The organism is Microbacterium abyssi (assembly GCF_015277895.1).
GTDB lineage: Bacteria > Actinomycetota > Actinomycetes > Actinomycetales > Microbacteriaceae > Microbacterium > Microbacterium abyssi.
Genome location: NZ_CP063815.1, coordinates 2619490 through 2644609, shown reverse-complemented (window position 1 = coordinate 2644609; position 25120 = coordinate 2619490). Strand labels below are relative to the sequence as shown.

Annotated in this window: 24 protein-coding genes; 15 read left to right on the top strand and 9 right to left on the bottom strand. The window is 69.5% G+C overall.

Features of this window, described 5'->3' with window-relative positions:
- Positions 1–3: 3 nt before the first annotated feature.
- The gene (locus tag IM776_RS12690; RefSeq protein WP_194420451.1) at positions 4–915 is read right to left on the bottom strand and encodes an NAD(P)/FAD-dependent oxidoreductase; all 912 of its coding nucleotides are present in this window, start codon (positions 913–915) and stop codon (positions 4–6) included.
- A 52-nt stretch (positions 916–967) separates the two neighbouring features.
- Here IM776_RS12690 and IM776_RS12685 point away from each other — a divergent pair, with 52 nt between their 5' ends.
- From IM776_RS12685 to ccsB, 5 genes are all read left to right on the top strand, one after another.
- Complete coding sequence (locus tag IM776_RS12685) at positions 968–1372, top strand: helix-turn-helix domain-containing protein (protein WP_194420450.1); 405 nt, start codon at positions 968–970, stop codon at positions 1370–1372.
- 62 nt (positions 1373–1434) lie between these two features.
- Entirely contained in the window at positions 1435–2085 is a 651-nt protein-coding gene (locus IM776_RS12680) for a TlpA family protein disulfide reductase (RefSeq protein WP_194420449.1), read from the top strand.
- Positions 2082–2834 (top strand): cytochrome c biogenesis CcdA family protein, encoded by a 753-nt coding sequence (locus IM776_RS12675; protein WP_194420448.1) that lies wholly within the window; start codon positions 2082–2084, stop codon positions 2832–2834. Before IM776_RS12680 ends, IM776_RS12675 begins: the two co-directional genes overlap by 4 nt.
- A 43-nt stretch (positions 2835–2877) precedes the next feature.
- Positions 2878–4575: a cytochrome c biogenesis protein ResB gene (gene resB, locus IM776_RS12670; protein WP_228479755.1), complete on the top strand. Its 1698-nt coding sequence runs from the start codon at positions 2878–2880 to the stop codon at positions 4573–4575.
- Positions 4576–4584: 9 nt separating this feature from the next.
- Positions 4585–5568 (top strand): c-type cytochrome biogenesis protein CcsB, encoded by a 984-nt coding sequence (gene ccsB / locus IM776_RS12665; RefSeq protein ID WP_194420446.1) that lies wholly within the window; start codon positions 4585–4587, stop codon positions 5566–5568.
- A gap of 133 nt (positions 5569–5701) precedes the next feature.
- On the opposite strand, the gene IM776_RS12660 is transcribed toward ccsB, so the two are convergent.
- From IM776_RS12660 to IM776_RS12650, 3 genes are all read right to left on the bottom strand, one after another.
- Positions 5702–6289: a 2'-5' RNA ligase family protein gene (locus IM776_RS12660; protein WP_228479754.1), complete on the bottom strand. Its 588-nt coding sequence runs from the start codon at positions 6287–6289 to the stop codon at positions 5702–5704.
- Positions 6290–6497: 208 nt separating this feature from the next.
- Entirely contained in the window at positions 6498–8462 is a 1965-nt protein-coding gene (locus tag IM776_RS12655; protein ID WP_194420445.1) for a YhgE/Pip family protein, read from the bottom strand.
- Positions 8459–11206, bottom strand: a complete 2748-nt coding sequence (locus IM776_RS12650) for an efflux RND transporter permease subunit (RefSeq protein WP_194420444.1) — start codon at positions 11204–11206, stop codon at positions 8459–8461. The genes IM776_RS12655 and IM776_RS12650 overlap by 4 nt, the downstream gene beginning before the upstream one ends.
- Positions 11207–11370: 164 nt before the next feature.
- Between IM776_RS12650 and IM776_RS12645 the strand changes: the two genes are divergently transcribed.
- On the top strand, positions 11371–12003 hold the full coding sequence (locus IM776_RS12645; RefSeq protein WP_194420443.1) for a TetR/AcrR family transcriptional regulator: 633 nt from the start codon (positions 11371–11373) through the stop codon (positions 12001–12003).
- Between the two features lie 79 nt (positions 12004–12082).
- On the opposite strand, the gene IM776_RS12640 is transcribed toward IM776_RS12645, so the two are convergent.
- Both IM776_RS12640 and IM776_RS12635 read right to left on the bottom strand, forming a co-directional pair.
- A complete protein-coding gene (locus tag IM776_RS12640; protein WP_194420442.1) occupies positions 12083–13066 on the bottom strand; it encodes an o-succinylbenzoate synthase in 984 nt (327 codons plus the stop codon).
- A 97-nt stretch (positions 13067–13163) separates the two neighbouring features.
- Entirely contained in the window at positions 13164–14177 is a 1014-nt protein-coding gene (locus tag IM776_RS12635) for a GNAT family N-acetyltransferase (protein ID WP_194420441.1), read from the bottom strand.
- A 76-nt stretch (positions 14178–14253) separates the two neighbouring features.
- Between IM776_RS12635 and IM776_RS12630 the strand changes: the two genes are divergently transcribed.
- The 9 genes from IM776_RS12630 (at position 14254) to IM776_RS12590 (ending at position 22742) form a co-directional block, all read left to right on the top strand.
- Positions 14254–14598, top strand: coding sequence for a PadR family transcriptional regulator (locus tag IM776_RS12630; RefSeq protein ID WP_194420440.1), 345 nt, complete (start codon positions 14254–14256; stop codon positions 14596–14598).
- Between the two features lie 2 nt (positions 14599–14600).
- Positions 14601–15599, top strand: a complete 999-nt coding sequence (locus tag IM776_RS12625) for a permease prefix domain 1-containing protein (protein WP_194420439.1) — start codon at positions 14601–14603, stop codon at positions 15597–15599.
- A gap of 35 nt (positions 15600–15634) precedes the next feature.
- Positions 15635–16534: a 1,4-dihydroxy-2-naphthoyl-CoA synthase gene (locus IM776_RS12620; protein ID WP_194420438.1), complete on the top strand. Its 900-nt coding sequence runs from the start codon at positions 15635–15637 to the stop codon at positions 16532–16534.
- 52 nt (positions 16535–16586) lie between these two features.
- On the top strand, positions 16587–17738 hold the full coding sequence (locus IM776_RS12615; protein WP_194420437.1) for an AMP-binding protein: 1152 nt from the start codon (positions 16587–16589) through the stop codon (positions 17736–17738).
- 55 nt (positions 17739–17793) lie between these two features.
- A complete protein-coding gene (locus tag IM776_RS12610; RefSeq protein ID WP_194420436.1) occupies positions 17794–19023 on the top strand; it encodes a sensor histidine kinase in 1230 nt (409 codons plus the stop codon).
- A complete protein-coding gene (locus IM776_RS12605) occupies positions 19020–19655 on the top strand; it encodes a response regulator (RefSeq protein ID WP_194420435.1) in 636 nt (211 codons plus the stop codon). The genes IM776_RS12610 and IM776_RS12605 overlap by 4 nt, the downstream gene beginning before the upstream one ends.
- A gap of 85 nt (positions 19656–19740) precedes the next feature.
- Positions 19741–20502: an ABC transporter ATP-binding protein gene (locus IM776_RS12600; protein WP_194420434.1), complete on the top strand. Its 762-nt coding sequence runs from the start codon at positions 19741–19743 to the stop codon at positions 20500–20502.
- Entirely contained in the window at positions 20499–21962 is a 1464-nt protein-coding gene (locus tag IM776_RS12595) for an ABC transporter permease (RefSeq protein ID WP_194420433.1), read from the top strand. The genes IM776_RS12600 and IM776_RS12595 overlap by 4 nt, the downstream gene beginning before the upstream one ends.
- 123 nt (positions 21963–22085) lie before the next feature.
- Positions 22086–22742 (top strand): 2-phosphosulfolactate phosphatase, encoded by a 657-nt coding sequence (locus IM776_RS12590; protein ID WP_194420432.1) that lies wholly within the window; start codon positions 22086–22088, stop codon positions 22740–22742.
- Between the two features lie 236 nt (positions 22743–22978).
- On the opposite strand, the gene IM776_RS12585 is transcribed toward IM776_RS12590, so the two are convergent.
- The 3 genes from IM776_RS12585 to IM776_RS12575 form a co-directional block, all read right to left on the bottom strand.
- Positions 22979–23467: a SprT-like domain-containing protein gene (locus tag IM776_RS12585; protein ID WP_194420431.1), complete on the bottom strand. Its 489-nt coding sequence runs from the start codon at positions 23465–23467 to the stop codon at positions 22979–22981.
- A 53-nt stretch (positions 23468–23520) separates the two neighbouring features.
- Positions 23521–24048, bottom strand: coding sequence for a hypothetical protein (locus IM776_RS12580; protein ID WP_194420430.1), 528 nt, complete (start codon positions 24046–24048; stop codon positions 23521–23523).
- Between the two features lie 77 nt (positions 24049–24125).
- A complete protein-coding gene (locus IM776_RS12575; protein WP_194420429.1) occupies positions 24126–24986 on the bottom strand; it encodes a spermidine synthase in 861 nt (286 codons plus the stop codon).
- Between the last annotated feature and the right edge of the window lie 134 nt (positions 24987–25120).

The following is a 25120-nucleotide window of genomic DNA, read 5'->3' as shown; positions in this document are numbered from 1 at the left end:
CGCTCAGGCAGTCGGATGCGGCGCCGCGAGCTGCTGCACGATCCCTGCGGCCGCCAACTGGCCGGCGGCCGCGGACTGGATGACGGATGCCACGGGCCCTGGGAGCGACGCGCGGTGGGCGAGATCGCCCGCGGCGAGGATGCCAGGGGCCGAGGTCTGACCGAAGTCGTCGATCTCGATCGACCCCGAGGGCAGCATGCTCAGCCCGAGATCGTCCGCGAAGGATGCGCGCTGCCGCACGGCTCCCGCCGCCACGAACAGCCCCGCCACGGCGAGGCTCTCACCGCCGGTCGTCACCCGCACGCCGTCTCCTTCCGCGGCGACGGCGTCGACGAGCTCCGGGTGGATGCGCACCCCGGCGGCGACGAGCACCGCACGGTCCTCTTCGGTCGGGTGCTCGCCGACGGGGAACACCGTGATGCTCGCGACGATCGGCGACAGCATCCCGATCAGGTGCGCCGTCCGTGCGGATGCGCCGAGGATGCCGATGTCCTTCCCGGCGAACTCGTGACCGTCGCAGAACGGGCAGGTGAAAGCGCGCAGGCCCCACAGCTCCTGAAGTCCGGGGACGCCGGGCAGATCGTCGACGACACCGGTCGCGAGCACCACTCGCCGCGCGTGCTCCGCCGAGCCGTCGGCGAGCCGGACGGCGAAGTCGTCGATGGTGCCGTCGATCCGCTCCGCTGCGACATCGCGGAGCTCGACGGTGGCGTACTCCGCGAGCTGCGCGCGTGCGGTGGCGCGGAACTCCGCCGGTGGGGTGCCGTCGGACGCTATGACGTTGTGCATGTGCTCGACGGGGCCGTTGCGGTATTCGCCGGAGTCGAGCAGCAGGGCAGTGCGATGCATCCGGCCCAGGGTGAGGGCGGTCTGCAGACCGGCTGGGCCGGCGCCGATCACGATCGCGTCGTACATGGTGGATCCTCCTGATCTTGCGTTCTCGACCAGTGTGTGACTTCATGTCAACATGAAGTCAAACGATGCGCATCCCTGGTCCGTCGGCGATGTCGCCGAACGCTTCGATCTGCCCACGAACGTGCTCCGGCACTGGGAGAGCGTCGACCTTCTCCGCCCCGAACGGGATGGCGCGGGGCGGAGGCGATACGGCGAGGCGGATGTCGTGCGCATCGCGATCATCCAGCGCAGCAAGCTCGCCGGCATGACGCTCGAGCAGATCGCCGTGCTGCTCGACGACGGACGCTCCGGACGGCACGAGGTGCTGCACGCGCACCTGGACGATCTCGACAAGCGGATGCTGGAGATGCAGCGATCCCGTGAGATGACCGAGCACGCGCTCCGCTGCCGCGCCCACGACATCATGACGTGTCCGCGGTTCCGCGCCGGCGTCGACGACGTCTTGGCGCGGTTCTGACCCGCATCGCCACCGTCGCACCTTCCAGATCAACCATAGAAACCCCTGCGTAGACTGGGAATGTGCCTTTCGCCTCGACGATTCGAACGACTCGCGACGGCCGCCCCTCCCGCAATCGACGCTCTCGTCGGCTGCTCGGAGCCGCGCTCGCCGCGGTTATCGCCGTCTCCCTGAGCGCCTGCGGCGCCGACCCCGTCGCCCAGCAGTACCTCTCCGGTGACGGCAAGGGCTACATCTCCGCGGACGGAGCGGTCGAGGAGATCCCGGTCGCTGAGCGCGGGGAGCCCGTGGTCTTCGGCGGGGTGACGGAGAACGGCGAGCAGTTCGACAGCGCGGACATCGCCGGTGACGTCACGGTCGTGAACTTCTGGTACGCCGGTTGCGCGCCGTGCCGCGTCGAGGCGGGTGACCTCGAAGAGGTCTGGCGGGAATACAGCGAAGACGACGTGTCGTTCGTCGGCATCAACATCTACGACCAGGCAGACACGGCCCGCTCGTTCGCGAAGACCTACGGCGTGACCTACCCCAGCATCATGGACGTCGACAGCGGTTCGGCGAAGCTCGCCTTCGCCAGCGCCACCCCGATCCAGGCCACTCCGACCACACTCGTGCTCGACAAGCAGGGGCGGGTCGCCGCTCGGATAATCGGACCGGTGGACGGCCCCAGCATCCTCTCGACGCTCGTGGGCGACGCGCTCGCGGAGGGCGCGTGAACACGAGCGAGCTGATCGGCTCCGGCGCACTCTGGCTCGCGATCCCGGTCGCGATGCTCGCCGGACTCGTGTCGTTCCTCTCTCCCTGCGTTCTCCCGCTCGTGCCGGGCTACCTCGGTTTCATCGGGGGAGCGGTGGCGCCGCGGGGCGCGGCAGCAGGCAGCGCCCCCAACCGCGGCCGTCTCGTGCTCGGCGTGCTGCTGTTCATCCTCGGCTTCAGCATCGTGTTCATCGCGTTCACGATCATCGGCGGCGCGGCATCCGTCTTCTTCCTGCAGTGGGGCGACCTGATCACCCGCATCCTGGGCGTCGTCATCATCGCGATGGGCCTGGTGTTCCTGGGGCTCTTCGGCTTCGCCCAGCGCGAGTTCCGGATGCACGTCACTTCGAAGACGGGGCTCATCGGCGCCCCTCTGCTGGGTTTCGCGCTCGGCATCGGCTGGGCGCCGTGCATCGGTCCGACGCTGACCGCGATCACCGCGGTCTCGTGGACGCTCGGCGACCCCTGGCGCGCCTCGTTCCTCGGCTTGGCGTACAGCCTCGGCCTCGGCATCCCGTTCCTGCTCGTCGCCCTCGGGTTCGGCTGGGCGACGAAGACCATCGGGTTCCTGCGCCGGCACATCCGCATCGTGAACATCCTCGGCGGCGTGCTGCTCATCGCGCTCGGCGTCCTGATGGTCACGGGGCTGTGGACCGACCTCATGTCCCGACTGACGGCGGTGATGGGCAGTGTCATCCTCCCGCTCTGATTCCCGCACCCATTCTGATACCGACACCGCCCAGAAGGATGCCGTGACGTCTTCCGATCCGCTCCGCCCGTCCGACCACATCGACGGCGACGGCGCCTCGATCAATCAGCCGCGTCTCGGGTTCGTCGGCTGGCTGCGCTGGGGCTGGCGCCAGCTGACGTCGATGCGCACGGCGATCATCCTGCTGCTCGTCCTCGCGATCGCCGCGATCCCCGGCTCGATCTTCCCGCAGCGGATGGCCGACCCGAACGGCGTCACGCAGTGGGAGACCGACAACCCCGACCTGTTCCCCGTGCTCGATGCGATGGGGCTGTTCGACGTGTACCTGTCGCCGTGGTTCTCGGCGATCTACCTGCTGCTGTTCATCTCGCTCGTCGGCTGCGTCATCCCGCGCATCAAGCACCATCTCAAGGCCCTGCGCGCACGTCCGCCGCGGACGCCCGCGCGCCTGCAGCGTCTCGAGGATCACCGCGAGGTCGTGCGTCCTGCGGGCGCGGATGCCGACGCCGAGGCATCCCGCTCCATCGACGTCGCGCAGAAGCAGCTGAAGGCACTCGGCTATCGCGTCGAGCGGTACGACACGGCATCGAAGTCCGGCCGCACGTACTCGGTGTCGGCCGAGCGCGGGTACTGGCGCGAGACCGGCAACCTCATCTTCCACCTGGCGCTGGTCGGCGTGCTGATCACGGTCGGCGTCGGCGGCAGCTTCGCCTACACCGGCCAGCGCGTCGTCGTCGAGGGGCAGACGTTCGTCAACACGCTGTTGGACTACGAGTCGATGAACCGCGGCCGGTTCGTCGGCGATGACGCGCTCAGCCCGTACTCGATGACTCTCGACTCGTTCGATGTGACCTACCAGGAGTACGGCTCCGCGGCATCCGGGCAGGCCGGCGACTTCTTGGCCAACGTGACCGTCCGCGAGAACGGCGAGACCCGCGAGGATGCCGTGCGCGTCAATCACCCGCTCGACATCGCCGGCGACAAGATCTACCTGCTCGGCAACGGCTATGCGCCGACCATCACGGTGCGCAATGCGGACGACGAGGTCGTCTACAGCAACTCCGTGCCCTTCCTGCCGCAGGACAACGCGCTCACCTCGCTCGGCGTCATCAAGGTCACCGACGGGATGCCGGAACAGCTCGGCATTGCGGCATTCCTCTACCCGAGCGCGGTCCAACTCGAGAGCGGGGCCTACGCGTCGGCGCACGGCGACCTGCTCGCGCCGCTGCTCACGCTCCGCATCTACGAGGGCGACCTCGGCGTCGACGACGGCACACCGCGATCGGTGTACGTGCTGGACACCGAGGAGCTCACCCCGATCGTCGGCGATGAGAGCGGCGCACCGTCGATCGAACTGCAGCCGGGGGAGACGGCAGAGCTTCCGGACGGTCGGGGTTCGATCACCTTCGAGGACGAGTCGCCTGCCGGAGCCACGGACTTCACTCAGTCGGTCAAGCGGTTCGCATCGCTGCAGGTGCACCACGACGCATCCGCCGTGTGGGTGCTCGTGTTCGCGCTGCTCGCACTCGCCGGCCTCATGCTCGCGCTGTTCATCCCGCGTCGCCGCATGTGGGTGAAGGCATCCGTCGCCGAGGGCTCCGACGGCGAGAGCACAGTGCGGCTCGAGTACGCCGGTCTCGCCCGTGGCGAGGACCCGACCCTGGGCGCCGCCGTCGATGACCTCGCTGCGGGCCATGCGCGACTGCTCGACTCCCCTTCCTCTGAAACCACCCGAAAGTAGACTGGGACAATGCCCGACCTCGATTCCCTCTCGATCCTGCTCATCTGGACGGCGATCGCGATCTATGCGGCGGCCTTCGTGGCGTACGCCTTCGACCTCGCGCGTCGCTCCGAGGTGAGCGCGGATGCGCGACTGGTCCGCGAGCGCGAGGCCGTGCTCGTCGGTGCAGGTGCAGCTTCTGCGGGTGCGGACGCTGCGGACGCGGCATCCGAGGAGCCGACGAAGCCGCGGTACGTGATGGCGCGGATCGGCACGGCGCTGACCGTGTTGGGTTTCCTGTTCCAGCTCGCCGCGACGATCACGCGCGGGATCGCGGCGGAGCGCGTGCCGTGGGCGAACCTGTACGAGTTCGCCATGACCGGCACGCTGCTGGTCGTGCTCGTCTATCTCGTGGTGAACACGCGGATCGATCTGCGGTTCCTCGGCACGTTCATCACCGGGCTCGTCGTCGTGCTGATGGGGGCTGCGGCGATCAGCTTCTACGTGGGTGTCGTGCCGCTGATGGATCCGCTCAAGAGCGTCTGGCTCGTGATCCACGTGTTCGTCGCGTCACTCGGCACCGCCTTCTTTGCCCTCGCGTGCGCGCTGTCCGTTCTGCAGCTGATGCAGTCGCGGCGCGAGCGGCGGCTCGTCGAGGCGGTTGAGAAGCCCGGGCCGAAGTTCCTCGGTACCCTCCCGAACGCCGACCGCCTCGAGGGCATGGCATTCCGCTTCGCGATCGTCGGATTCATCTTCTGGACCTTCACGCTCATCGCCGGTGCCATCTGGGCGCAGGACGCCTGGGGCCGCTACTGGGGCTTCGACGTCAAGGAGACGTGGACCTTCATCATCTGGGTGCTCTACGCCGGATACATCCACGCCCGCGCGACCCGCGGCTGGCGCGGCAACCCGTCCGCGTGGCTGTCGATCGTCGGCTTCACCGCTGTGATCTTCAACTTCACGATCGTGAACGTCTTCTTCAAGGGACTGCACGCCTACAGCGGCTTGAGCTGAGGGTCCGCCCTCAGCGCCCTCCGCTCTGTGCCTCTTGGCCCAGTCGAAAGGAGGAAAAGGCACGCTCCCGAGCCGGTTCGCGTGCGTTTTCCTCCTTTGAATGACGGATGCCGGGAGCGGTGATCCCGCGACGTCAGCCGAGAGGGATGACCTCGGCGTGCTCGGCGCCGTCTTCGTACCAGACGAGCTCGGCCTCGGAGACGATGCAACGGGGACGTTCGGTCAGCTCGCGCCGCGAGGCGCGTTCGAGCTCGGCCCAGGCGTCCGGTGACAGGGTCTTGCCGTAGACGATGGACAGGTGGAAGATCCAGTCGTCGAGCGGCCGCTCGTCGAGACGGCGGAAGTCGGTATGTTCGAGCGCGGCGGTGAGCGACGAGTACGCCTCGAGGAGGGATGCGGTGCGCGCCAGCCGCATGATCACGACCTGCCATGGCGCCGGGAATGCATCGATCGCATCCGCGATGATCTCTATCGGATGCTGTCGAGTCGCCCATTCGCGCACGAGTTCCGCGACCTTCTCGCGGCGTTCCGGCTCGAAGAAACCCCGGAGCGTGACGTGCTCGGTGTGTGGATGCTTCGTGCGTTCCGGCACGCGCGCGAGAAGCTCGCCCTGCACCAGGCGGTACGCCTCGGACACCGGACCGGTCGGGCGCAGCACGAGGTACTGCTGGCCCTCGAGCGAGGCCAGCTGGTCGGGGTGGGTCATGAACGGCCGGCGCATCCCCCGACGGTAGCGGACCCCGCGCGGCAGGGGTCGCAATGTGTCGCCATAACCGGTGGCGAGCGACGACAAGCGACACCTTCCAGGTGTTCCCGGGTCGCTGGTGGGCGGGGCCGGTCGGGAGGTGTCGCCTCTTGCCGTGCAGACTCAGCTCGTGCGGCAGAAGGCGACACCTCCGGGGGACTGGCAGGAGGCGCCATGGCGGATGCTACGCCGCGGCGAGCACCGCCTTCGCAGAGGTCGTGCGCCGCAGTGCCACCACGACCGTCGTGACGATCAGCGACAGCACGCCCCATACGACGAGTCCCGCGACGGCAGCGCCGTTCGCGGCGATCAAGCCGGTGAACGCGGGCGCGGTCGGAAGCGCCGCCCCGATCGAGGCGAGCCATCCGGGCACGGTCGAGATGAGCCCGGTCGCGACGGCGACGACGCCGATGAGCGCGCTGATCCAGCGTCCGGCGCCACCGAAGACGGCGACGAGCGCCTGGTTCACCGCGGCGAATGCGACGCCTGCAAGAACTGCGGTCCCCGCGAACGCCCACCAGGTGGCGGCGTCGTACGAGGCGACGATCTGCACGATCAGAGCGACGAGCAGCCCCTGCCCCGCACCGATCGCCGCAGCGGGGCCGAACGCGCCCAGCGTCAGCCACGCCGACGAGCGGCGCGACGTAAGAGTCCGTGCGGTGTGCGCGCGCATCACGAGGAACGACGCGAGTCCGCCGAACCACAGCACCACGGCCGCGAGAAGCGGGATCGCCGTCGGGCCGAAGATCGTGTTCGCCTCGGCGTTCGAGGTCACCGGGTCGGCGATGACGGACGCAAGCGACGTCGACTCGTCGTCGCTGAACGACGGGAGCTGCTCCGTCGCGGTCTGCAGTCCGCCGGCGAGGTCGCCGGTTCCGGTCGCGAGCGTGTCGAGGCCGGTGGCGAGCTCGCCTGCACCGTCGGCGAGGGCGGTGGCGCCATCGCTCAGCTGCGTGGCGCCGGTACCGAGTGCGGAGGCTCCGGCCGCGGACTGGTCAGTGCCGTCCGCGAGCTGGGTCAGGCCGTCGGCGAGGCTGATCGCCCCGGCTCCGGCGGTGTTCAGCTGTCCGGCGACGTTCTTCGTCGCCTCTGCGTCGAAGGCGCTGAGTCCGGTTGCGGTTCCAGCCGCGGCCTTCGAAGCAGCCCCCGCCACGCCCTGCAGCTGCGGCATCCCCTGTGCCATGTCTGCGAGTCCGACGCAGACCGGATCGGTGGTCTCACGGCCGACGCACGCGGCCAACAGCGCATTCATGCCCTCGGCCAGGTCGTCGACGCCTGTCTTGACGCCCGCGGTCGCCTGCTGCGCGCCGTCCGCCGCAGTGAACAGCTGATCGGGCACGAGCCCGCTCTGATTCAGCGCCGCAGCGCCACTCGTCAGCCCGTTCCCCAGTTCAGTCGCCCCGCTCGCGGCATCCCGCGTCCCCGACGCGATGGTCCCGAGTCCAGAGGACAGTTCCGATGCACCCGATCCGAGCTCCGCAGCGCCATCGGCGAGCTGCGTCGCACCGTCCGGCAGCTCGGCCGCCCCGTCGGCCGCAGAACGCGCGCCGTCGGCGAGCTCCAAGGCCCCGCTCGCCGCTTCACCGATCTGGTCGCCGATGGTCGTGAAGCCGACCAGCACGTTCTCCATGGTCGCCTCGCTCAGCATGGTGCCCATGCTGCTGGCCGCGACCGACGCGATCTGCGAAGTGATGAGGTCGTCGGCGACGAGCCCGTCGTCCGGGGTCGTCACCCGGATCGTGGCCTGCTCGGGCGACCCGCTGCCGTTCGAGATGGTCTGCCCGGCCGAGGTCGCCGCCGCGGAGAACTCCGCGGGGATCGTGACGACGGCCTGGTAGCTGCCGTCGGCGAGGCCATCCACGGCATCCTCCTCGTTGGAGATGACCCACGTGAGGTTCGAGTCCATGTCATCCGACCCCTCGACCAGACCCGATGCGAGCTGACGCCCGAGCGGCGTGGTCTGGTCGTCGATCGTGACGGGCTCGTCGAGGTTCACGATCGCCGCGGTCATCGTGTCGAGCCGCTCGGTCGGATTCTGCAGCGCCGCGACGAGAATGCCGCCGATGATGGCCGGCAGCAGCAGCACACCGAGGATCGTCAGCAGGGTGATGGGCTTGCGGGACCGTGCCCGCTCGATGGAGAGGTTCATGCGTTCACCTCGAGGTCGTTGCGTGCCGACGCCTGTGCGACGTCGATGATGTCGACGGACGGCCAGGAGGCCTCCGCCAGGATGTCGCGGGCGATGCCCGGGTCGGATGCCGTCGCGAACACCGCGAGCGGACGAGATGCCGCAGCGTGCTGCAGCATCGTGGTCGCCTGATCGCGCTGGCCTCCGGTGAAGCGGTCGATGCCGTCGATCACGACGAGTGCCGATCCGCCTCGCAGCGCTTCGCGCAGGTCGACGAGGGCGGCATCCACGTCGTCGACCAGCACGCTGCCGACGTGGCGGCGCACCCAGGCGGCACGTCCGGGAAGCAGGTGCCCGGCCACGCGCAGCTTTCCGGCATCCGGAGTCAGGCGACCCGCGACGGTCAGCGCGATCGCGCGACGAACGCGGCTGTCGCCGCCCATCGCGACGAGCGCCTCGCCGGGCGCGACGCGCAGCGACAGAGGCTCGACGATCGGGGCATCCGCGCTGAGGACGAGCCCGTCGGCGGCGACGACCGAACCGTCGCCCGGCCATGCCGCGAGGTGACGCTCGCGCTCGACCGCTTCGCCCTCGATGTCGACGCTCGGCAGGATCTTCTCCAGCCACGCCGGGATCTGCCAGGCGCGCTCGCCGAGGATCGCCATGAGCGCGGGGATCAGTGTCATGCGGACGAGGAAGGCATCGATCGCGATGCCGGCGGCGAGCCCTAGCGCGATCGGCTTGAGCGACGAATCGCCCTCGGGCACGAACGCCACGAACACGGCGAACATGATCAGGCCCGCGGCCGTGACGACCTTCGCCGAGCCGGTGAATCCGCTCCGCACCGCGCGCAGCGCGGCAGCACGCCGGTCAGCGCGCGACGCCGACTTCGAGTCCGCGTCGTGAACGAAGTCCTCACGCATGCGCGAGACGAGGAACACCTGATAGTCCATCGCCAGGCCGAACAGCACGCCCATCAGGATGATCGGCATGAAGCTGATGATCGGGCCGACCTTCGCCACGTGCAGGGCGTCGGCGAGCCAGCCCCATTCGAATACGGCGGCTACGACGCCGAACGCCGCGATGATCGACAGCAGATACCCCAGGGCCGCGGTGACCGGCACCCAGATCGAGCGGAACACGATGGTCAGCAGGATCAGCGACAAGCCGATCACGAAGACGCCGAACGGCAGCAGCGCGCCGCCGAGCTGGTCGGAGATGTCGATCGCGACGGCGGTGAAGCCGGTGACCTTCGCGTCGATGCCGAACTCGTCGAGCCACTCGTCGTGGTGCGAGCGCAGCTCGCGCACGAGGTCGCTGGTGGCGGGGTCGTCCGGGGCGGTCTCCGGGATCACCTGGACGATGCCGGTGTCGGCGGTCTCGTTCGGGACGGCGAGTGCGACCTCCTTGACCCCGTCGATCTCGGCGACGGCATCGCCGAGGTCCTCCATCAGGGTGAGGGGGTCGGTGGACGTGATGATCGTGCCGGTGAGCACGAGGGGGCCGTTGAATCCGGGGCCGAACTCCTCGGCGGTGAGGTCGTAGCTCTGGCGCGCCTCGTCGTCGGGTGCGAGCACGCCGGCGTTCGGGAGCGCCAGGTTGAGGCTCAGCGCGGGGACGGCGACGATGCCGAGCCCGATGATGACCGCGAGGGATGTGACGACCGGATGCTTCGTCACCCCGCCGACCCAGCGCTCGCTGAAGCCGCGGCGCGGCTCTTTGCCCTTGCGCTGCTTCTTCGGCCGTCCGACGATCCGGCCTTTCAGGAACCCGAGCACCGCGGGGGTCAGCGTGACGGCGATCGCGACCGCGACCGCGACGGCGACGGATGCCGCGATACCCATGGTGGTGAGGAACGGGATGCCGGCGAAGCCGAGGCCGATCAGGGCGATCAGCACCGTGATGCCGGCGAACACGACAGCCGAGCCCGCGGTTCCGACTGCACGTGCGGCGGACTCCTCCGGCTCGACGCCGTCGCGCACCTGGTCCTGGTGCCTGGCCATGATGAACAGGGCGTAGTCGATGCCGACCGCGAGCCCGAGCATGAGGGCGAGCAGGGGCGTCGTCGACGACACGCTGGCGAAGGCGGTGGCTGCGAAGATGCCCGCCATCGAGATACCGACGCCGAGCACGGCGGTCAGCAGTGGGAGCCCGGCGACCACGAACGACCGGAACGTCACCACGAGCACGAGCAGCGCGATCACGAGTCCGACCGCCTCGGTGAGCGTCACGCCGGGAATCGAGATCGCGAACAGATCGCCGCCGAGCTTCAGCTCAGAGCCGTCGGGCAGTTCATCGCGCAGGTCGTCGACCATGGCGGTGAGCTCTTCCTTCGTCTCGTCCGAGACGTCGGTGGCCTGGCCGTCGAACTGCAGCTGAACGATGGCGGCGGTGGCGCCCTCGTTCACCATGCCCTCGACCATCTCGTCGTACGGCGAGGTGACCGCCAGGACGTCGTCGAGGTCGGCGAGCTCGCCGACGGCATCCTCGATCGGCACGCGGTAGGCGTTGTCCGTCACCTGCTCGCCGTCTGCGGCGACCACGATGAACTGCGCGTTCGTACCGCTCACCTGCGGGAACGAGCGCGACAGCTGCTCGAGCCCGTCCTGCGCCTCCGTGCCGGGGATGCTGAACGAATTGTCCGTGCCCTGCTGGAGAACCACGGCGCCTCCGCCTGCGGCGGCGAGGATGATCAGCCACGCGACGAGAACCCGCCACGGGTGACGGAACGACCAACGTCCGAGGGACGACAGGAGTGTGGACACAGGATCCTCCGAGAGCACGGATGGGAGACTTGGATACAGAGATGTATCCGATACACCTGTGTATCCTACGTTGAGCCGGGGGTGTGAAACTGTGCGGCGGATGTGAACATTTCGGCAGGCTCAATGCATCGCATTTCCGCAATGATGGGAGGGAGGAGGGTTCGATGACGATTCCCGTGACGAGGCGGCGTGAGAACACGCGGGCGCGACTGATGGATGCCGCGGCGCAGGTCTTCGCCGAGGCCGGTCTGGAAGGCGCCAGCGTCGAGGCGATCTGCGAGCGCGCCGGCTTCACGCGCGGAGCCTTCTATTCCAACTTCGCGTCCAAGGACGAGCTGTTCCTCGAGCTCGCATCCTCTGTCGCCGAGCAGCGGCTGGCATCCGTGCGCGGGCGGATCGAGGAGTTCGTCGCCACGGGAGTGCTCAGCGGCGACGCCGATCCCACGGCGCTCGTGCAGCGGGTCATGGATTCCGGGCTGGACGACAGGCTCAGCGTGCTCATGATGAGCGAGATCCGCATCCGGGCGCTGCGGGACGAGGAGTTCGGCAAGGCCTATCTCGCGCAGGATCGGGCCATGATCGCGAGCATCGAGGGCATCGTCCAGGGCATCGTCGACTCGGGGCTGTTCGCGCTGCGCGTCGATGTGCCGACGGCCGCGCAGATGCTCACGGTCCAGTGGGAGGGCTGCATGGCCCGTGCCGCGGTGTCGGGCTGGGATGGCGAGAAGCTGCACCGTGCCGGTGCCGAGGCGCTGGGTCAGCTCGTCGACCTGATCATCGCGCCCGCTGAGGGCTGACCCCGGCCGCGAGAATTGCCTTGCCGCGCGAAACTCGCGCTGGCAGCACGATTCTCGCGGCGTACGGCGATTCTCGCGCTCAGCTGGCGGATGCCGCGAGCAGCGCGTGGCAGCGCCGCAGACGATCGAGCCACCACTCCGTGCGCTCGGCGGATGCTGAGAAGCGGTCGAGCCGCGCGGCATCCGGCGTGACGCGGCCCACGGGGATCGCGCCGTCGACCGGCGAGAGGTCGGCGACGTCCTGGGCGAACAGGGCTCCGGTGCCCAGGCCGCAGTCGTAGTCGAGGTGTGGGAGCGCCGCGGCGAGAGCCGCGCCCTGACTGAGGCCGACCGCCGTGTCGAGTGCACTGGAGACCACCGCCGGGAGACCCGCCGCGACGACGATCTGCAGCGCGTGCGTGATGCCGCCGAGCGGCGGCGCCTTGATCACGATCAGGTCGGCGGCGCCGGCCCTGGCGACCGCGAGAGGATCGTCCGACTTGCGGATGCTCTCGTCCGCGGCGATCGGGATGCCCATGTACTTGATGCGCGTGCGCAGCTCTGCCAGCTCGTCGACCGTGGCGCACGGCTGCTCGGCGTACTCGAGGTCGAACTCGGCGAGGGCATGCAGGGCGCGCTCGGCCTCGTCGACGTTCCAGGCGGCGTTGGCATCGATGCGGATGCGGCCCTCCGGTCCCAGCGCCTCGCGCACCGCGCGGACGCGGGCGACGTCGTCGGACAGCTGTTGGCCGGGGTCCGCGACTTTAACCTTGGCGGTACGGCATCCGGGGAAGCGCTCCAGGATCTCGGCGACGTGGGCTGCGTCAGCCGCGGGCACCGTGGCGTTGACCGGGATCCGGTCGCGCAGCGGTGCCGGCTGCGAGTTCCACGCGTAGTCGGCGGCTGCGGCGAGCCAGGCGGACGCCTCGGCATCCGCGTACTCGACGAACGGCGAGAACTCGGCCCAGCCCTCCGGACCCTCGAAGAGCAGCGCTTCGCGCACGTCCACGCCGCGGAAGCGCGTCGTCATCGGCAGCGCGACCACCCGGGCCGTCTCGAGCAGGTCATCCAGTCCCGGTGTCATGCTGCCCATTCTGCCCCGCCCAGTGATTCAGATCGCATATTCTGCCGTTCTGCCGCGTGCATAACGGCGAATTGCGCGATCTGAACGCGCTGCCCCGCTACAGCTTCTTCTGGAACTCGCCCATGCGTTCGGACGGTGCGAAGCCCAGGCGGCGGTTGATGTCCAGCATGTGCCGGTTGACGCCGGCGTTGTACGTGTACACCGAGCGCACATCCGAGGCGTACTCCTGCAGCATCCGCAGATTCGCGATCTTGACGGACATGCCGAGCCGGTGCCCGCGGGCTTCGCTGCGTACCAGCGTGCCCCACTGGTACGCGTTCCCGTCGTCGCCGGACACGACCAGTTGCGTGTGGGCCACCACGCGCCCCTCTGCATCCAGCGCGACGGTTCCGTAGCTGCGGCGATTCTGCTGGGCGAGCAGCGCCTCGTTCGCCCTGATCTCCGCGACGTCGACGGCCGAAGGCTCGATGTCGAGGTCGCCGACCGGCGCCTCCGTCTCGACCGCGGCATCCAGCTCAGCCCAGCCGTGGACGACATCGCTCGGCGCGCTGCCGATCCAGGAGCGCAGCCGGTATGCGGCCGAGCGGGCTGCGGCCTCCGCCTCGAGACCGTCGAGCAGGTCGGCGTCGATCGGCAGTCGCAGGCGGCTCTGCACGTCTCCGAGCGCGAGGGTGTAGCCATGGCGTCGCGCGAACTCCCGGCCCGGGATGCCGGCACCGTCGTCGCCCGCGGCGTAGGGCCACGACGCGCTGGACTTCAGGATGCTGCGACCGGCATCCCTCGCCGCCGCCTCAATCGCGCTGAGCACCGCTGTTCCGGTGCCGCGTCGTCGCCGCTGGGGCGCGACGTGCACACCGAGGCTGGCGGTGCGCAGATTGTCGCGCAGGGGGAGGGCCAGGCGTGCCGAGGCGACGACTTCTCCGTCGAACAGCGCGAGGTATGCCCGCCGCTCGACCGTGTCCGTCTGCTGCCGCAGTTCATGCCGTGACTCGTCGCGTGTCCACACAGCCGTGTGCGCCCCGCGATCCGCGCGTTCGGCGGCGGCATAGATCTCCCACCACAGATCCACCGCGGTGTCGTCGAACGGGTCGACCTGGCTGAGTTGCAGCATCCTGCAACCGTACCCCGCTGCGAGTCCATCAATGGGTGATTGACAATAGTGTGTCTTACACAGTAATGTGACGGGCATGGACGAAACCCTCGACACTCACCTGCAGGAGCTGCGTCGCGGCACGGTGGTGCTCGCGTGCCTCCAGCTGCTGCGCACCCCCGGCTACGGCTACGGGCTGCTCGAGGACCTCGGGCGTCACGGCTTCGCCACCGACGCGAATACGCTGTACCCGCTCCTGCGCCGCCTCGAGAAGCAGGAGTACCTCACCAGCGAGTGGAACACCGACGAGGCACGGCCTCGCAAGTTCTATCGCACCTCGGATGCCGGCATCCGCCTCGCCGACACCCTCACGACCGAATGGGCCTCGCTCACCGAAGCGATCGCCACTCTCACCGAAGACACCCCTGAGCAGGAGGACTGATCATGGCTGCAACCCTCACCGAGCGCTACATCAGCGCCGTGACGAAGTCCCTGAACCCCGAAGCGCAGAGCGACGTGCGCGCAGAGCTCGAAGCATCCATCGGCGACGCCGTCGAGGCGCGCACCGATCAGGGCGAGCCGAAGGTGGACGCCGAGCGCACCGTACTCACGGAGCTCGGCGACCCCGCGGTCCTGGCCGCCGGCTACGCCGACCGCCCGCTGCACCTGATCGGGCCGAAGTACTACCTCACCTGGTGGCGGCTGCTGAAGCTGCTGTGGATCATCGGTCCGATCTGCGCCGCGGCGGGGGTGACGATCGCGAACATGATCGTCGACAAGCCCGTCGGCGAGATCATCGGGCAATTCTTCGTGGTCGGCATCACCACGATCGTGCACATCGGCTTCTGGACGACGCTGGTGTTCTTCATCCTGGAGCGCACCGGCGCCGACACCGGCGTGAAGTGGTCGGTCGATTCGCTGCCGGAGCCCCAGGAGACCGGTGCCGGTCGCGGTGACCTCATCGCGTCGCTGGTGTTCCTCGGCATCATGGCCGGCGTCCTGCTGTGGGACCGCTTCATCGGCTTCGTGCTGGTCTCTGCGGACAGCGTCGACGTGGGGATCGGGCTCGGGTCGCAGACGTCGGCCATGCCCATCCTGAACCCGGAGCTGTGGCCGTGGTGGATCGGCGGCGGCCTGATCCTCATGGGCGTCGAAGCGGCGCTCGCGATCGCGATCTACGCCGGTCGCGGCTGGCGCCCGGGGTTCGCGATGCTGAACACCGTGCTCGCGATCGTGTTCGCGGCCGGGGCGCTTTATCTGCTGATCAGCGGCCGGCTGCTGAACCCGGACTTCCTGGACTTCACGCTCGGACGAGCGGACGTGCCCTCCGAGGTGGGCCGGATCCTCGCGGTCCTGCTGGCCGTCGTGATCGTCGGCGTCGCGGTCTGGGACATCATCGACGGCTGGCTCAAGACGCGGCGCGCGCAGCGCGCGGTCGTGTGATCATGCGCGCGCAGCGCGCGGAATAGGCTGGAGCCATGGTCTCCGATCTCTTCGATCCCGCGGAATGGGTGCTCGCGCCCGGCGCCGAGGCGTACACCGACATCACCGCCCACGTCACTCACGACGGCGGCGTCGCGCGCATCGCGTTCAACCGGCCGGAGGTGCGCAACGCCTTCCGCCCGCACACGGTCGACGAGCTGTACCGGGCGCTCGACATCGCCAGGCAGGACCCGAAGATCGGGGCCGTACTGCTCACCGGCAACGGCCCGAGCGCGAAGGACGGCGGCTGGGCGTTCTGCTCCGGCGGAGATCAGCGCATCCGCGGGCGCGACGGGTACAAGTACTCCGACGACGAGACCACGGTGCACGACTCGGCGCGCGCCGGACGGCTGCACATCCTCGAGGTGCAGCGCCTGATCCGCTTCATGCCGAAGGTCGTCATCGCCGTGATCCCGGGGTGGGCGGCCGGCGGGGGGCACTCGCTGCACATCGTCTGCGACCTGTCGATCGCCTCTGCCGAGCACGGCAGGTTCAAGCAGACGGATGCCGATGTCGGCAGCTTCGACGCCGGGTACGGCTCGGCGTACATGGCGCGCCAGACCGGGCAGAAGATCGCGCGCGAGGTGTTCTTCCTCGCCGAGGAGTACTCCGCCCAGCGCGCGTACGAGATGGGTTCGGTCAACCGGGTCGTCCCGCACATCGAGCTGGAGCGCGAGGCTCTCGCGATGGCGCGGACCGTGCTCACCAAGTCGCCGACCGCGATCCGGATGCTGAAGTTCGCGTTCAACGCGGTCGACGACGGGATGGTCGGGCAGCAGGTGTTCGCCGGCGAGGCCACCCGCCTGGCCTACGGCACCGACGAGGCCGTCGAGGGCCGCGACTCCTTCCTCGAGAAGCGCGCCCCTGACTGGTCCCCATACCCCTACCACTTTTAATCCCCCGACCGCCCGCGAGACTTCACCTATGTCACGGAACGAGGCACTGAGCATGACACAAGCGAAGTCTCGCGAGCTGGTGGCGACGACGGGGGACGATGTGGGGGAGCTGAGGGATATGCTCGTCCGCGCGCTCGACGGCGGCCCCGCGATCGGGCTCGGGATGCTGGGCGATCAGCGCGCCGAGGTCGAAGAGGGCACAGCCGTGGTGATCGGCACGTCCGGATCGACCGGCATCCCGAAGCGCGTCGTGCTGAGCGGTGAGGCGCTGCGCGCCGGCGCCGAATCCACGGCCGAGCGGATCGGATCCGGCAGGTGGCTGCTCGCCCTGCCCGCCGGCTACGTCGCCGGCCTCCAGGTGCTGGTGCGTTCGATCCTCTCCGGCACCACCCCCGTGGTCCTGCACGGCAGCTTCTCGCCCCGCGCCTTCGCCGAGGCGACGCTCGGCATGCTCGCCGGGACGCCCCTGTTCACGTCCCTCGTCCCCGCGCAGATCGCCACTCTGGTGGATGCCGCGGACGACCCGACCGTCCTCGCTGCACTCCAGGCGTACCAGGCGATCCTCGTCGGGGGACAGTCCCTGCCGCAGCCCGTCCGTGAGCGCGCAGCCGAGCTCGGAGCGCGCCTCGTGCGCACCTACGGCTCGACCGAGACCAGCGGTGGCTGCGTGTACGACGGCATCCCGCTCGACAAGGTCGCGGTGCGCACTGTCGACGGCGAGCTGCAGATCGCCGGTCCCATGCTCGCCGACGGCTACCTAGGCGACGCGGCGCTCACCGCACGGATCTTCACCCGCGACGAGCATGGGATCCGCTGGTATCGCACCGGCGACCTCGGCATCGTCGAGGACGGCGTCGTGCGCGTGCACGGCCGCGCCGACAACGTCATCGTCTCCGGTGGCATCAACGTCTCCCTCGACCGGGTCGAGCGCATCGTCCGCGGCATCCCCGGCCTCACCGGCGCTGTCGTCGTCGGCGTCGACGACCCGCGGTGGGGTGAGGCATCCGTCATCGTCGCGCCGCGAGGTGGGGCGCTGCGCCGCAGCGAGTCCGAGCAGCTCGAGCACGCGCGCGCGGCCGTCGCCGCCGAGATCGGAAAACCCGCTCGCCCTGCACGGCTGATCCTCGTCGACGAGCTCGCCACGTTGCCGTCGGGCAAGCCCGACCGCGAGACGATCCGCCGGATCGCCGCCGAGCTGCACTGACCGGATACATCCTCAGGCGGATGCTGCGGAACCATCCCTCGCGTACCGTGAAGGAGTGATCCGCCCGCTTTCCCGCGCCTCCCTCGTCCTCGACATCGTCGGGGCGTTCGTGCTTTTCGCGCTGGTCGTGCCCGGGTCGCTGGCGTTCTACGCTCCGGGCAGTCTGAGCACGAGCACCTCCGACGCGGTGGCCATCGCCGCGGTGGTCGTCGCCGGGCTGCTGCAGTGCGGCGCGGTCGCGGTCGGCCGGTTGGCTCCCGGCGTCGCGCTCTGTGTCGCCTGGGTGGGCGCCCTCGTGCAGATGTCGGCAGGCCTGGGGCCACTGCCGATCAACGTCGCGATCCTGGGTGTGCTCTACGCCACCGCGGCGTGGGGTGCCACGCGGACGTTCTGGGCGGGCCTGGCATCCGTCATCGCCGGCGGGTTCATCGCCTCGCTGTACCTGGTCCTCGTGAACGGGCTGCTCACCGGGGTCAGCGTCACGAGCACGATCATCAACATCGTGTTCTTCGGCATCATCAGCGTTCTCGCGCTCGGCGCGCCGTGGCTCGGCGGCTTCGGCTGGCGCATGGTGCTGCGGTGGCGGACGAGCCGAGAGGCGCAGGCACGCGCCGAGATCGCGGCGTCAGAGGAGCAGGAGCGGGTGCGCATCGCCCGTGACATGCACGATGTCGTCGCCCACTCGCTCGCGGTGATCATCGCCCAGTCGGACGGCGCGCGATACGCCGCGGCGTCCGCGCCCGAGATCGCGACCGAGACGCTCAGCACTGTCTCGCAGACGGCGCGTGCCGCGCTGTCGGACGTCCGGATGCTGCTCACCCAGCTGCGCCACCGCCAGGGCGACGGACCGCAGCCGACCATCGCCGACCTCGAGCAGCTGTTCGAGCACGTGCGGCAGGCGGGGATCGAGCCGCGGGTCATGGTCGATCCGATGCCGCCGGGGGAGCCGCCCGCGGCTGTGCAGCTCGCGGTGTACCGGATCCTGCAGGAGGCGCTCACCAACGCGATCCGGCACGGGAAGGGCGGCGTCGTCGACGTGCGGCTGGCATGGATGCCGGACCGCGTCGACCTCGAGGTTCGCAACGCAATCGGTACGACTGCCGTGGGAACGGCGGGCGGTCATGGGATCGTCGGCATGCGGGAGCGTGCGCAGCTGATCGGCGGCTCGCTGCGCGCGGATCGCGAAGGCGGCCAGTTCGTGGTTCATGGGACATTGCCGATCGGGAACCCCGGGTCCATCGGGGCTTCAGGGTCGGTCGACAGCCTGTCGGGAGAAGACGCATGATCCGAGTGATGCTGGTGGATGACCAGGCGCTTTTCCGCGCCGGCATCCGCATGCTGCTCTCGTCGCAGCCCGACATGGAGATCGTCGGAGAGGCCGGCAACGGGCAGGAGGCGCTCGCCGCCGTCGCGGCGCACCGTCCCGACGTCGTGCTGATGGACATCCGGATGCCCGTGATGGACGGGCTCACCGCGACGGCCGAGATCCTGTCGCGGCCGGAGCCCCCACGCGTGGTGATGCTGACGACGTTCGACCTCGATGAGGCCGCGGCCCGAGCGATCCGGCAGGGGGCGAGCGGGTTCCTTCTGAAGGACGCCGAACCGGAGTTCCTGCTCGCGGCGATCCGCACCGTGCATTCCGGATCGAGCGTGATCGCGGCATCCGCCACTCGCGAGCTGTTCGCGCACTTCACCCCCGAGACGCGGCCGGTGCCGGACTCGTTCGCCGCGCTGACCGAGCGCGAGCAGGAGATCTTCGCGCTCGCCGCCCGCGGTCTGTCGAACGGCGAGATCGCCGGTCGGGAATACCTCAGCGAGGCCACCGTGAAGACCCACATCAGCCGCATCCTCAGCAAACTCGCCCTCCGTGATCGCGTGCAGCTGGTCGTGTTCGCGTTCGAGCACGGCCTCGCCTGAGCGCTGCGGGATCATCCTTCGGATGTACGCGGATGCTACGCACGGGCGATGCGGTGCGGCATCCGCGGTTCGTAGCGTGAAGAGCATGGAGATCACGACCACTGACCTCGGGCTCGCAGCCCGCGTCCAGCACCTGACCAAGACCTACGGATCCGGCGAGGGATCCGTGAACGCGCTCGACGACGTCAGCGTCGGCATCCGCCGCGGGCAGTTCACCGCGATCATGGGTCCGTCCGGCTCGGGCAAGTCGACGCTCATGCACATCATGGCCGGGCTGGATGCCCCGACCCGGGGCCGCGCGTGGATCGGCGACACCGAGATCACCGGACTCGGCGATCTCGAGCTCACGATCCTGCGACGCCGCCGCGTCGGGTTCATCTTCCAGGCGTTCAACCTGGTGCCCACTCTCGACGCTCTCGGCAACATCCTGCTGCCGTTCGAGCTCGATGGGCGACGTCCGAGCGCCATCGAGCGGGCTCGCATCGATGGGCTCGTCGAACGGCTCGGGCTGTCTGCGCGTCTGGGGCACCGTCCGCACGAGCTGTCCGGCGGACAGCAGCAGCGCGTCGCCATCGCCCGCGCCCTCGCCACCGCGCCCGATCTCGTCTTCGCCGACGAGCCGACCGGAAACCTCGATTCGCGCAGCGGACGCGAGGTGCTGCAACTGCTGGCCACGGCGAGCCGCGAGCATGGGCAGTCCATCGCGATGGTGACGCACGACGCGATCGCCGCGAGCCACGCCGACCGGGTGCTCTTCCTCGGCGACGGGCGCATCGTCGCCGACCATCCGCGCCAGAGCGCCGAGCAGATCGCTTCGTACATGCTCGCCGCAGAGGTGACCGCATGAGCGCCGTCGTCACCACGTTCGTCCCGGAGAGCACCGCCACAGGTCCGCGATTCGGCTGGCTGCGCGACAGGGGAATGGGCGCGAGCATCCTCGTCGCAGCGCTGTCGTCGGCGTTCGGCGTCGTGCTGGTCGAGGCGACCGTGTACATCGGCGCGATGCTGAAGGCCGACCCGTACATCGGCGACAGCGGCACGCTTGCCGCGGTCATCGCGATCCTCTCCGTGCTGCTGATCGGAGTCGCCCTGTACGTGGCGGCGATCGTCACGGCCAACACGTTCGCGACGATCGTCGCCGGCCGCACCCGCCGCATCGCGCTGATGCGCCTGATCGGGGCGACGGCGCGCTCGCAGCGTGCCGAGGTCGCCGGTCACGGTCTCGTCGTCGGCGCGCTCGGCGCCCTGCTCGGCGTCGCGGCGGGGCTTCTGGTAGCAGCATCCGGAGTGTATGTCGCCGACCAGCTTCTCGGACCCGTGCCCGAATTCACGCTGGTGCAGCCGGCGGTCCTGATCCCGGCGCTCGGCGTCGCACTGACGACGTGGGCTGCCGCGTGGATCGGCTCGCGCCGGGTGCTGTCGGTCACGCCGCTGCAGGCGATCGGCGGCTCCGTCGAGCGATCGCATCAGGATGCCGCGTCGCGCCCCGCGCGTCACGTCGGCGCGCTGCTGCTGCTGATCCTCGGCGCGGCGCTGCTCGTATTCGGAGTGCTCGCCGGCCTGGTCACGCCGCTCGGTGTCGTCGTGTCGTTCTTCGGCGGACTGCTGTCGTTCACCGGCATCTCGCTCGCCGCGGTGCTCGTGATGCCGCCGCTGCTGCGGCTGGTCGGGCGCCTCTTCGGGCGGTCTGCGACCGCGCGGCTCGCGGCGGAGAACGCGCACCGGTACCCGGAGCGGTCAAGCCGCATGGCGATCGGGGTCGTGATGGGCGTGACCCTCGTGACGATGTTCGCCGTCGCATTGGAGTCGGTGAAGGTGCTGCTGACCAGGGCGGCCGGCGGCGAACTCGACGCGCAGTTCTCGCTCATCATGGACAGCTTCGCCGCCGTCATGATGGTGCTCGTCGGGATCTCGGCCGTGATCGCGGCGGTGGGGCTCGTGAACCTGCTGACGATCGGGGTCGTGCAGCGGCGCCGGGAACTCGGCCTGCTGCGCGCGATCGGACTGTCGAACCGCCAGGTGCGGCGGATGATCCTGCTCGAGGCGCTGCACATCACCGTCACGGCGACCGTCACCGGGCTGCTGCTGGGCGTGCTGTACGGCTGGATCGCCGCGCAGTCGCTGCTCGGTTCCGTGCGGATGCCCCCGACGTTCGAGCAGACCGCAGGGCTCGTGGCGCCGGCCGTGCCGTGGATACCGGTGGTCGTCATCGTCGTCGCGACCGCTGTGCTGACCCTGGTCGCCGCGGCGGCCCCGACACGGCTGGCGACTCGCGTGGCCCCGGTCGAAGCTCTCGCCGTGGACTGAGCCGGCGCGCCGACGGTCTGGCCGGGAGGTGTCGCTTCGTGCCGCTTCAGCTGCGACCGGGCGACCGCAAGTGACACCTCCCGGTGGGCGTCACGTGGGAGGCAGCGGCCGTAGGCTGGAAGAATGCCGCAGCCGTTCGATCAGTCGTCGTATCAGGTCCGCTTCGAGTGGGGAGTCGCGGGCCTCGCGCGCCTCGCGCCGGCGGACATCGTCGTGGTCGTCGACGTGCTCCGCTTCTCGTCGACGGTGACGGATGCCGTGGCATCCGGTCGTACGGTCTCACTGACGAATGCCGTCGACTGGTCCCGCAACGGCGCCGCCGTCGCGGCCGCGGCGGGGGAGGCGACGGTGCTGCTCGGATCGCTCCGTAACGCCTCGGCCGTCGCGCGCACGGTGCTCGAGATCCAGAACCGGCGTCAGCAGCGGACCTCGGTCACGGTGATCGCAGCCGGTGAGCTGACGGATGCCGGCGACCTCCGCTTCGCCGTGGAAGACCAGCTCGGCGCGGGCACCATCATCGCCGCACTCAGCGACCTCGGCGCCGACCACACCTCGCCCGAGGCCGCGGCGGCGTGCGAGTCGGCCCGCGGGCTTCGCCGTGCGATGCGGCACCTGCTGACGGCATCCGGATCTGCCAAGGAGATCGCCGGGGGAGTCGCGGCGACAGCGCGCATGGAGGCCGCAGGCCTCGTCCCGACCGAGTCCGCCGCTGCCGCGCAGGTCGACGCGACGGACGTCGTGCCGGTGCTCGAGAGCGACGAGTTCGTGGCCTTCGCCTGAGGCAAGGTTTCGACTCTCGAGGCGAGGTTTCGACTCGCCTTCGGCTCGCTCAACCCGTTTCGTCTCTTCGCTGCGCTCGTCGCTCAACGACCCGCAGGCGCGAATGCCCGCGGAGCGCAGCCTGCCCGCGGGGACCTCATCCCGCGGGTCGTTGAGCGAGCGCAGCGAGACGAAACGCGTTGAGCGAAGGCCGCGCAGCGGCCGCAGTCGAAGCGGGCTGCAGCGGAATGGTGCGCTCAGCGCGGGGTGCTCGCGGCGAGCCGCACGGCCGGACTGATCTCGCGCCGCACCCAGCTGAACTCGTTCTGCGGGTCGAACGTCTTCGAGCACTTGGCGCACGAGGTCGCGCGACTCGGCCGGCGATGCCGGTACGTGATGTGTCCGGCGGGGCAGGTGCCGACCCACGGGGCGAGCTCCTCGGCGGTCTCGCCGTGATGGGTGGTGCCGCCGACGTAGCCGAGCTCGAGGGCGATCCGCCGCCACGACGGTCCGTGAGCGGCACGGTGACCGGCGAGAGCATGCGCGACCTCATGCAGCAGCACCTGGTGGATCTCGTCATCCTCGAAGCGTGCGGCGAGATAGCGCGATACGGTGATCCGCTTCGCGCGGAAGTCGCACTGCCCTGCGCGGCGCTTCGCGTTGTCGAACCCGAACGCCCACGTCTCGTCGAGGTGCATGCGGATCAGCGCCTCTGCCCACACTCGCACGCGATTCAGATCCGCCATTCGCCCAGATTAGAACACGGTGCCGACATTCGGCTCGCGCGCGGAACCCGCGCTCAGCTGGAGACGAGCTGCCCGCTGCGGCGGCGCTCCGCGGCCTCGATCGCGAGCAGCACGGTCTCGAGCTCATCGTCCGGTGCGCCGGCCTCACGCCGCAGGAACAGCGCCTGCTTGAAGCTCTCCCGCGCCAGCTCGAAGTCTCCGGAATCGTAGGCGTTGCGGCCGTGGTGCTGGTAAGCGAATGCCGCGATGCCGGCCCAGTTCTGCCCCTCGGCCTCGCTCGCGCACGTCGCCAGTTCCTGTTCGGCGGCCGCATGCGCACCCCGGGCCTGCAGGATCGTCGCGTGCAATACGCGAGAGCGCAGGACGTCCTTGCGCGTACCGGCCATGCGCGCCACGCGCACCGACTCGTCCGCGAGCGCGAGCGCCTCATCGAGCCGCTCCAGCACCTTCAGCAGCCAGACGCGCTCGAGCAGCGCCGGAAGGCTCCGCTGCTCCTCGATCTCCGCGAGACGTCGGGCGCATTCGACCTGGTCGACCTGCTCACGAAGAGTCTCCGAGTCGTAACCCTTGATGTAACCCACGTGCTCTCCCTTCGCAGCACGTCCAGTCTGCCTCCGAGTGCGCCGGAGCAGGCGTCGGCGCGCCCCGCACGCCGATTTCAGCGCAGGAAGATCGACGCGTCGGGCTTGGGGGATGCCACGGCATCCGCATCGGTGACGATCCGCGCGCCCTGCGCGAAGGACGCCACCTCGACGCCCTGGGCGATCTTCGCCGGGTGTGGCCCGGCCGCCAGCATCCGCGGAAGCCATTCGGTGGGCAGGGGAGAGGCGGATGCCGCGATCACGAGGTTGCCGAACCGGCGGCCCTTGAGCACCTGCGTGTCGGCGAGCAGCGCGACCTCCGGTAGCACGTGCGCGATCGTCGCGACCTGCCGTCGGGCGAAGGCCAGTCCCGGCCCGTCCGCGACGTTCACCAGTAGCACGCCGGTGGCGGCGAGCAGCGCCGACAGCTCCCGGTAGAACTCGACGCTCGTCAGATGCGCCGGCGTCTGCGCGCCGGAGTACACGTCCGAGACCACGAGGTCGCACACTCCGGTCAGCGCACTCGGAAGGCGGGCGATGCCCTCGCGCGCATCCCCGATCCGGATGCGGATCGACGCCCCCCGCGGCAGTGGCAGATGCTCTCGGACGAGCGCGGCCAACGGTGCCTCGAGTTCGATCACCTGCTGCCGGGAACCGGGCCTGGTCGCTTCGATGTACCGCGGGATCGTCAGAGCCCCGGCGCCGAGGTGCACGGCGGTGAGCGGTCCGTCGGCGAGCTGATCGATCACGGCACCCATCCGGACGATGTACTCGAAGTGCAGATGCGTCGGGTCCTCGAGGTCGACGTGCGACTGCGGGGTGCCATCGACCACGAGCTCGTATCCCGATGTGAACGACGATGGCGAGATGGTGGCGATGCCGCCGTGATCGAGGCGCGCCTGTGGGTGCTCGGCATCATTCGATCGCGTTCGTCCCACGGCCCGAGCCTACGTGTTACAGCTCGATGACGATCCCCTCGGCCGAGTTGCGAAGATTTTGTTAGTGGTAAATACTTTTTCGAAGTCGGCATGCAACCGTTGTGGCCGAGGGCAGTTTTCAATGAGGAGATTCA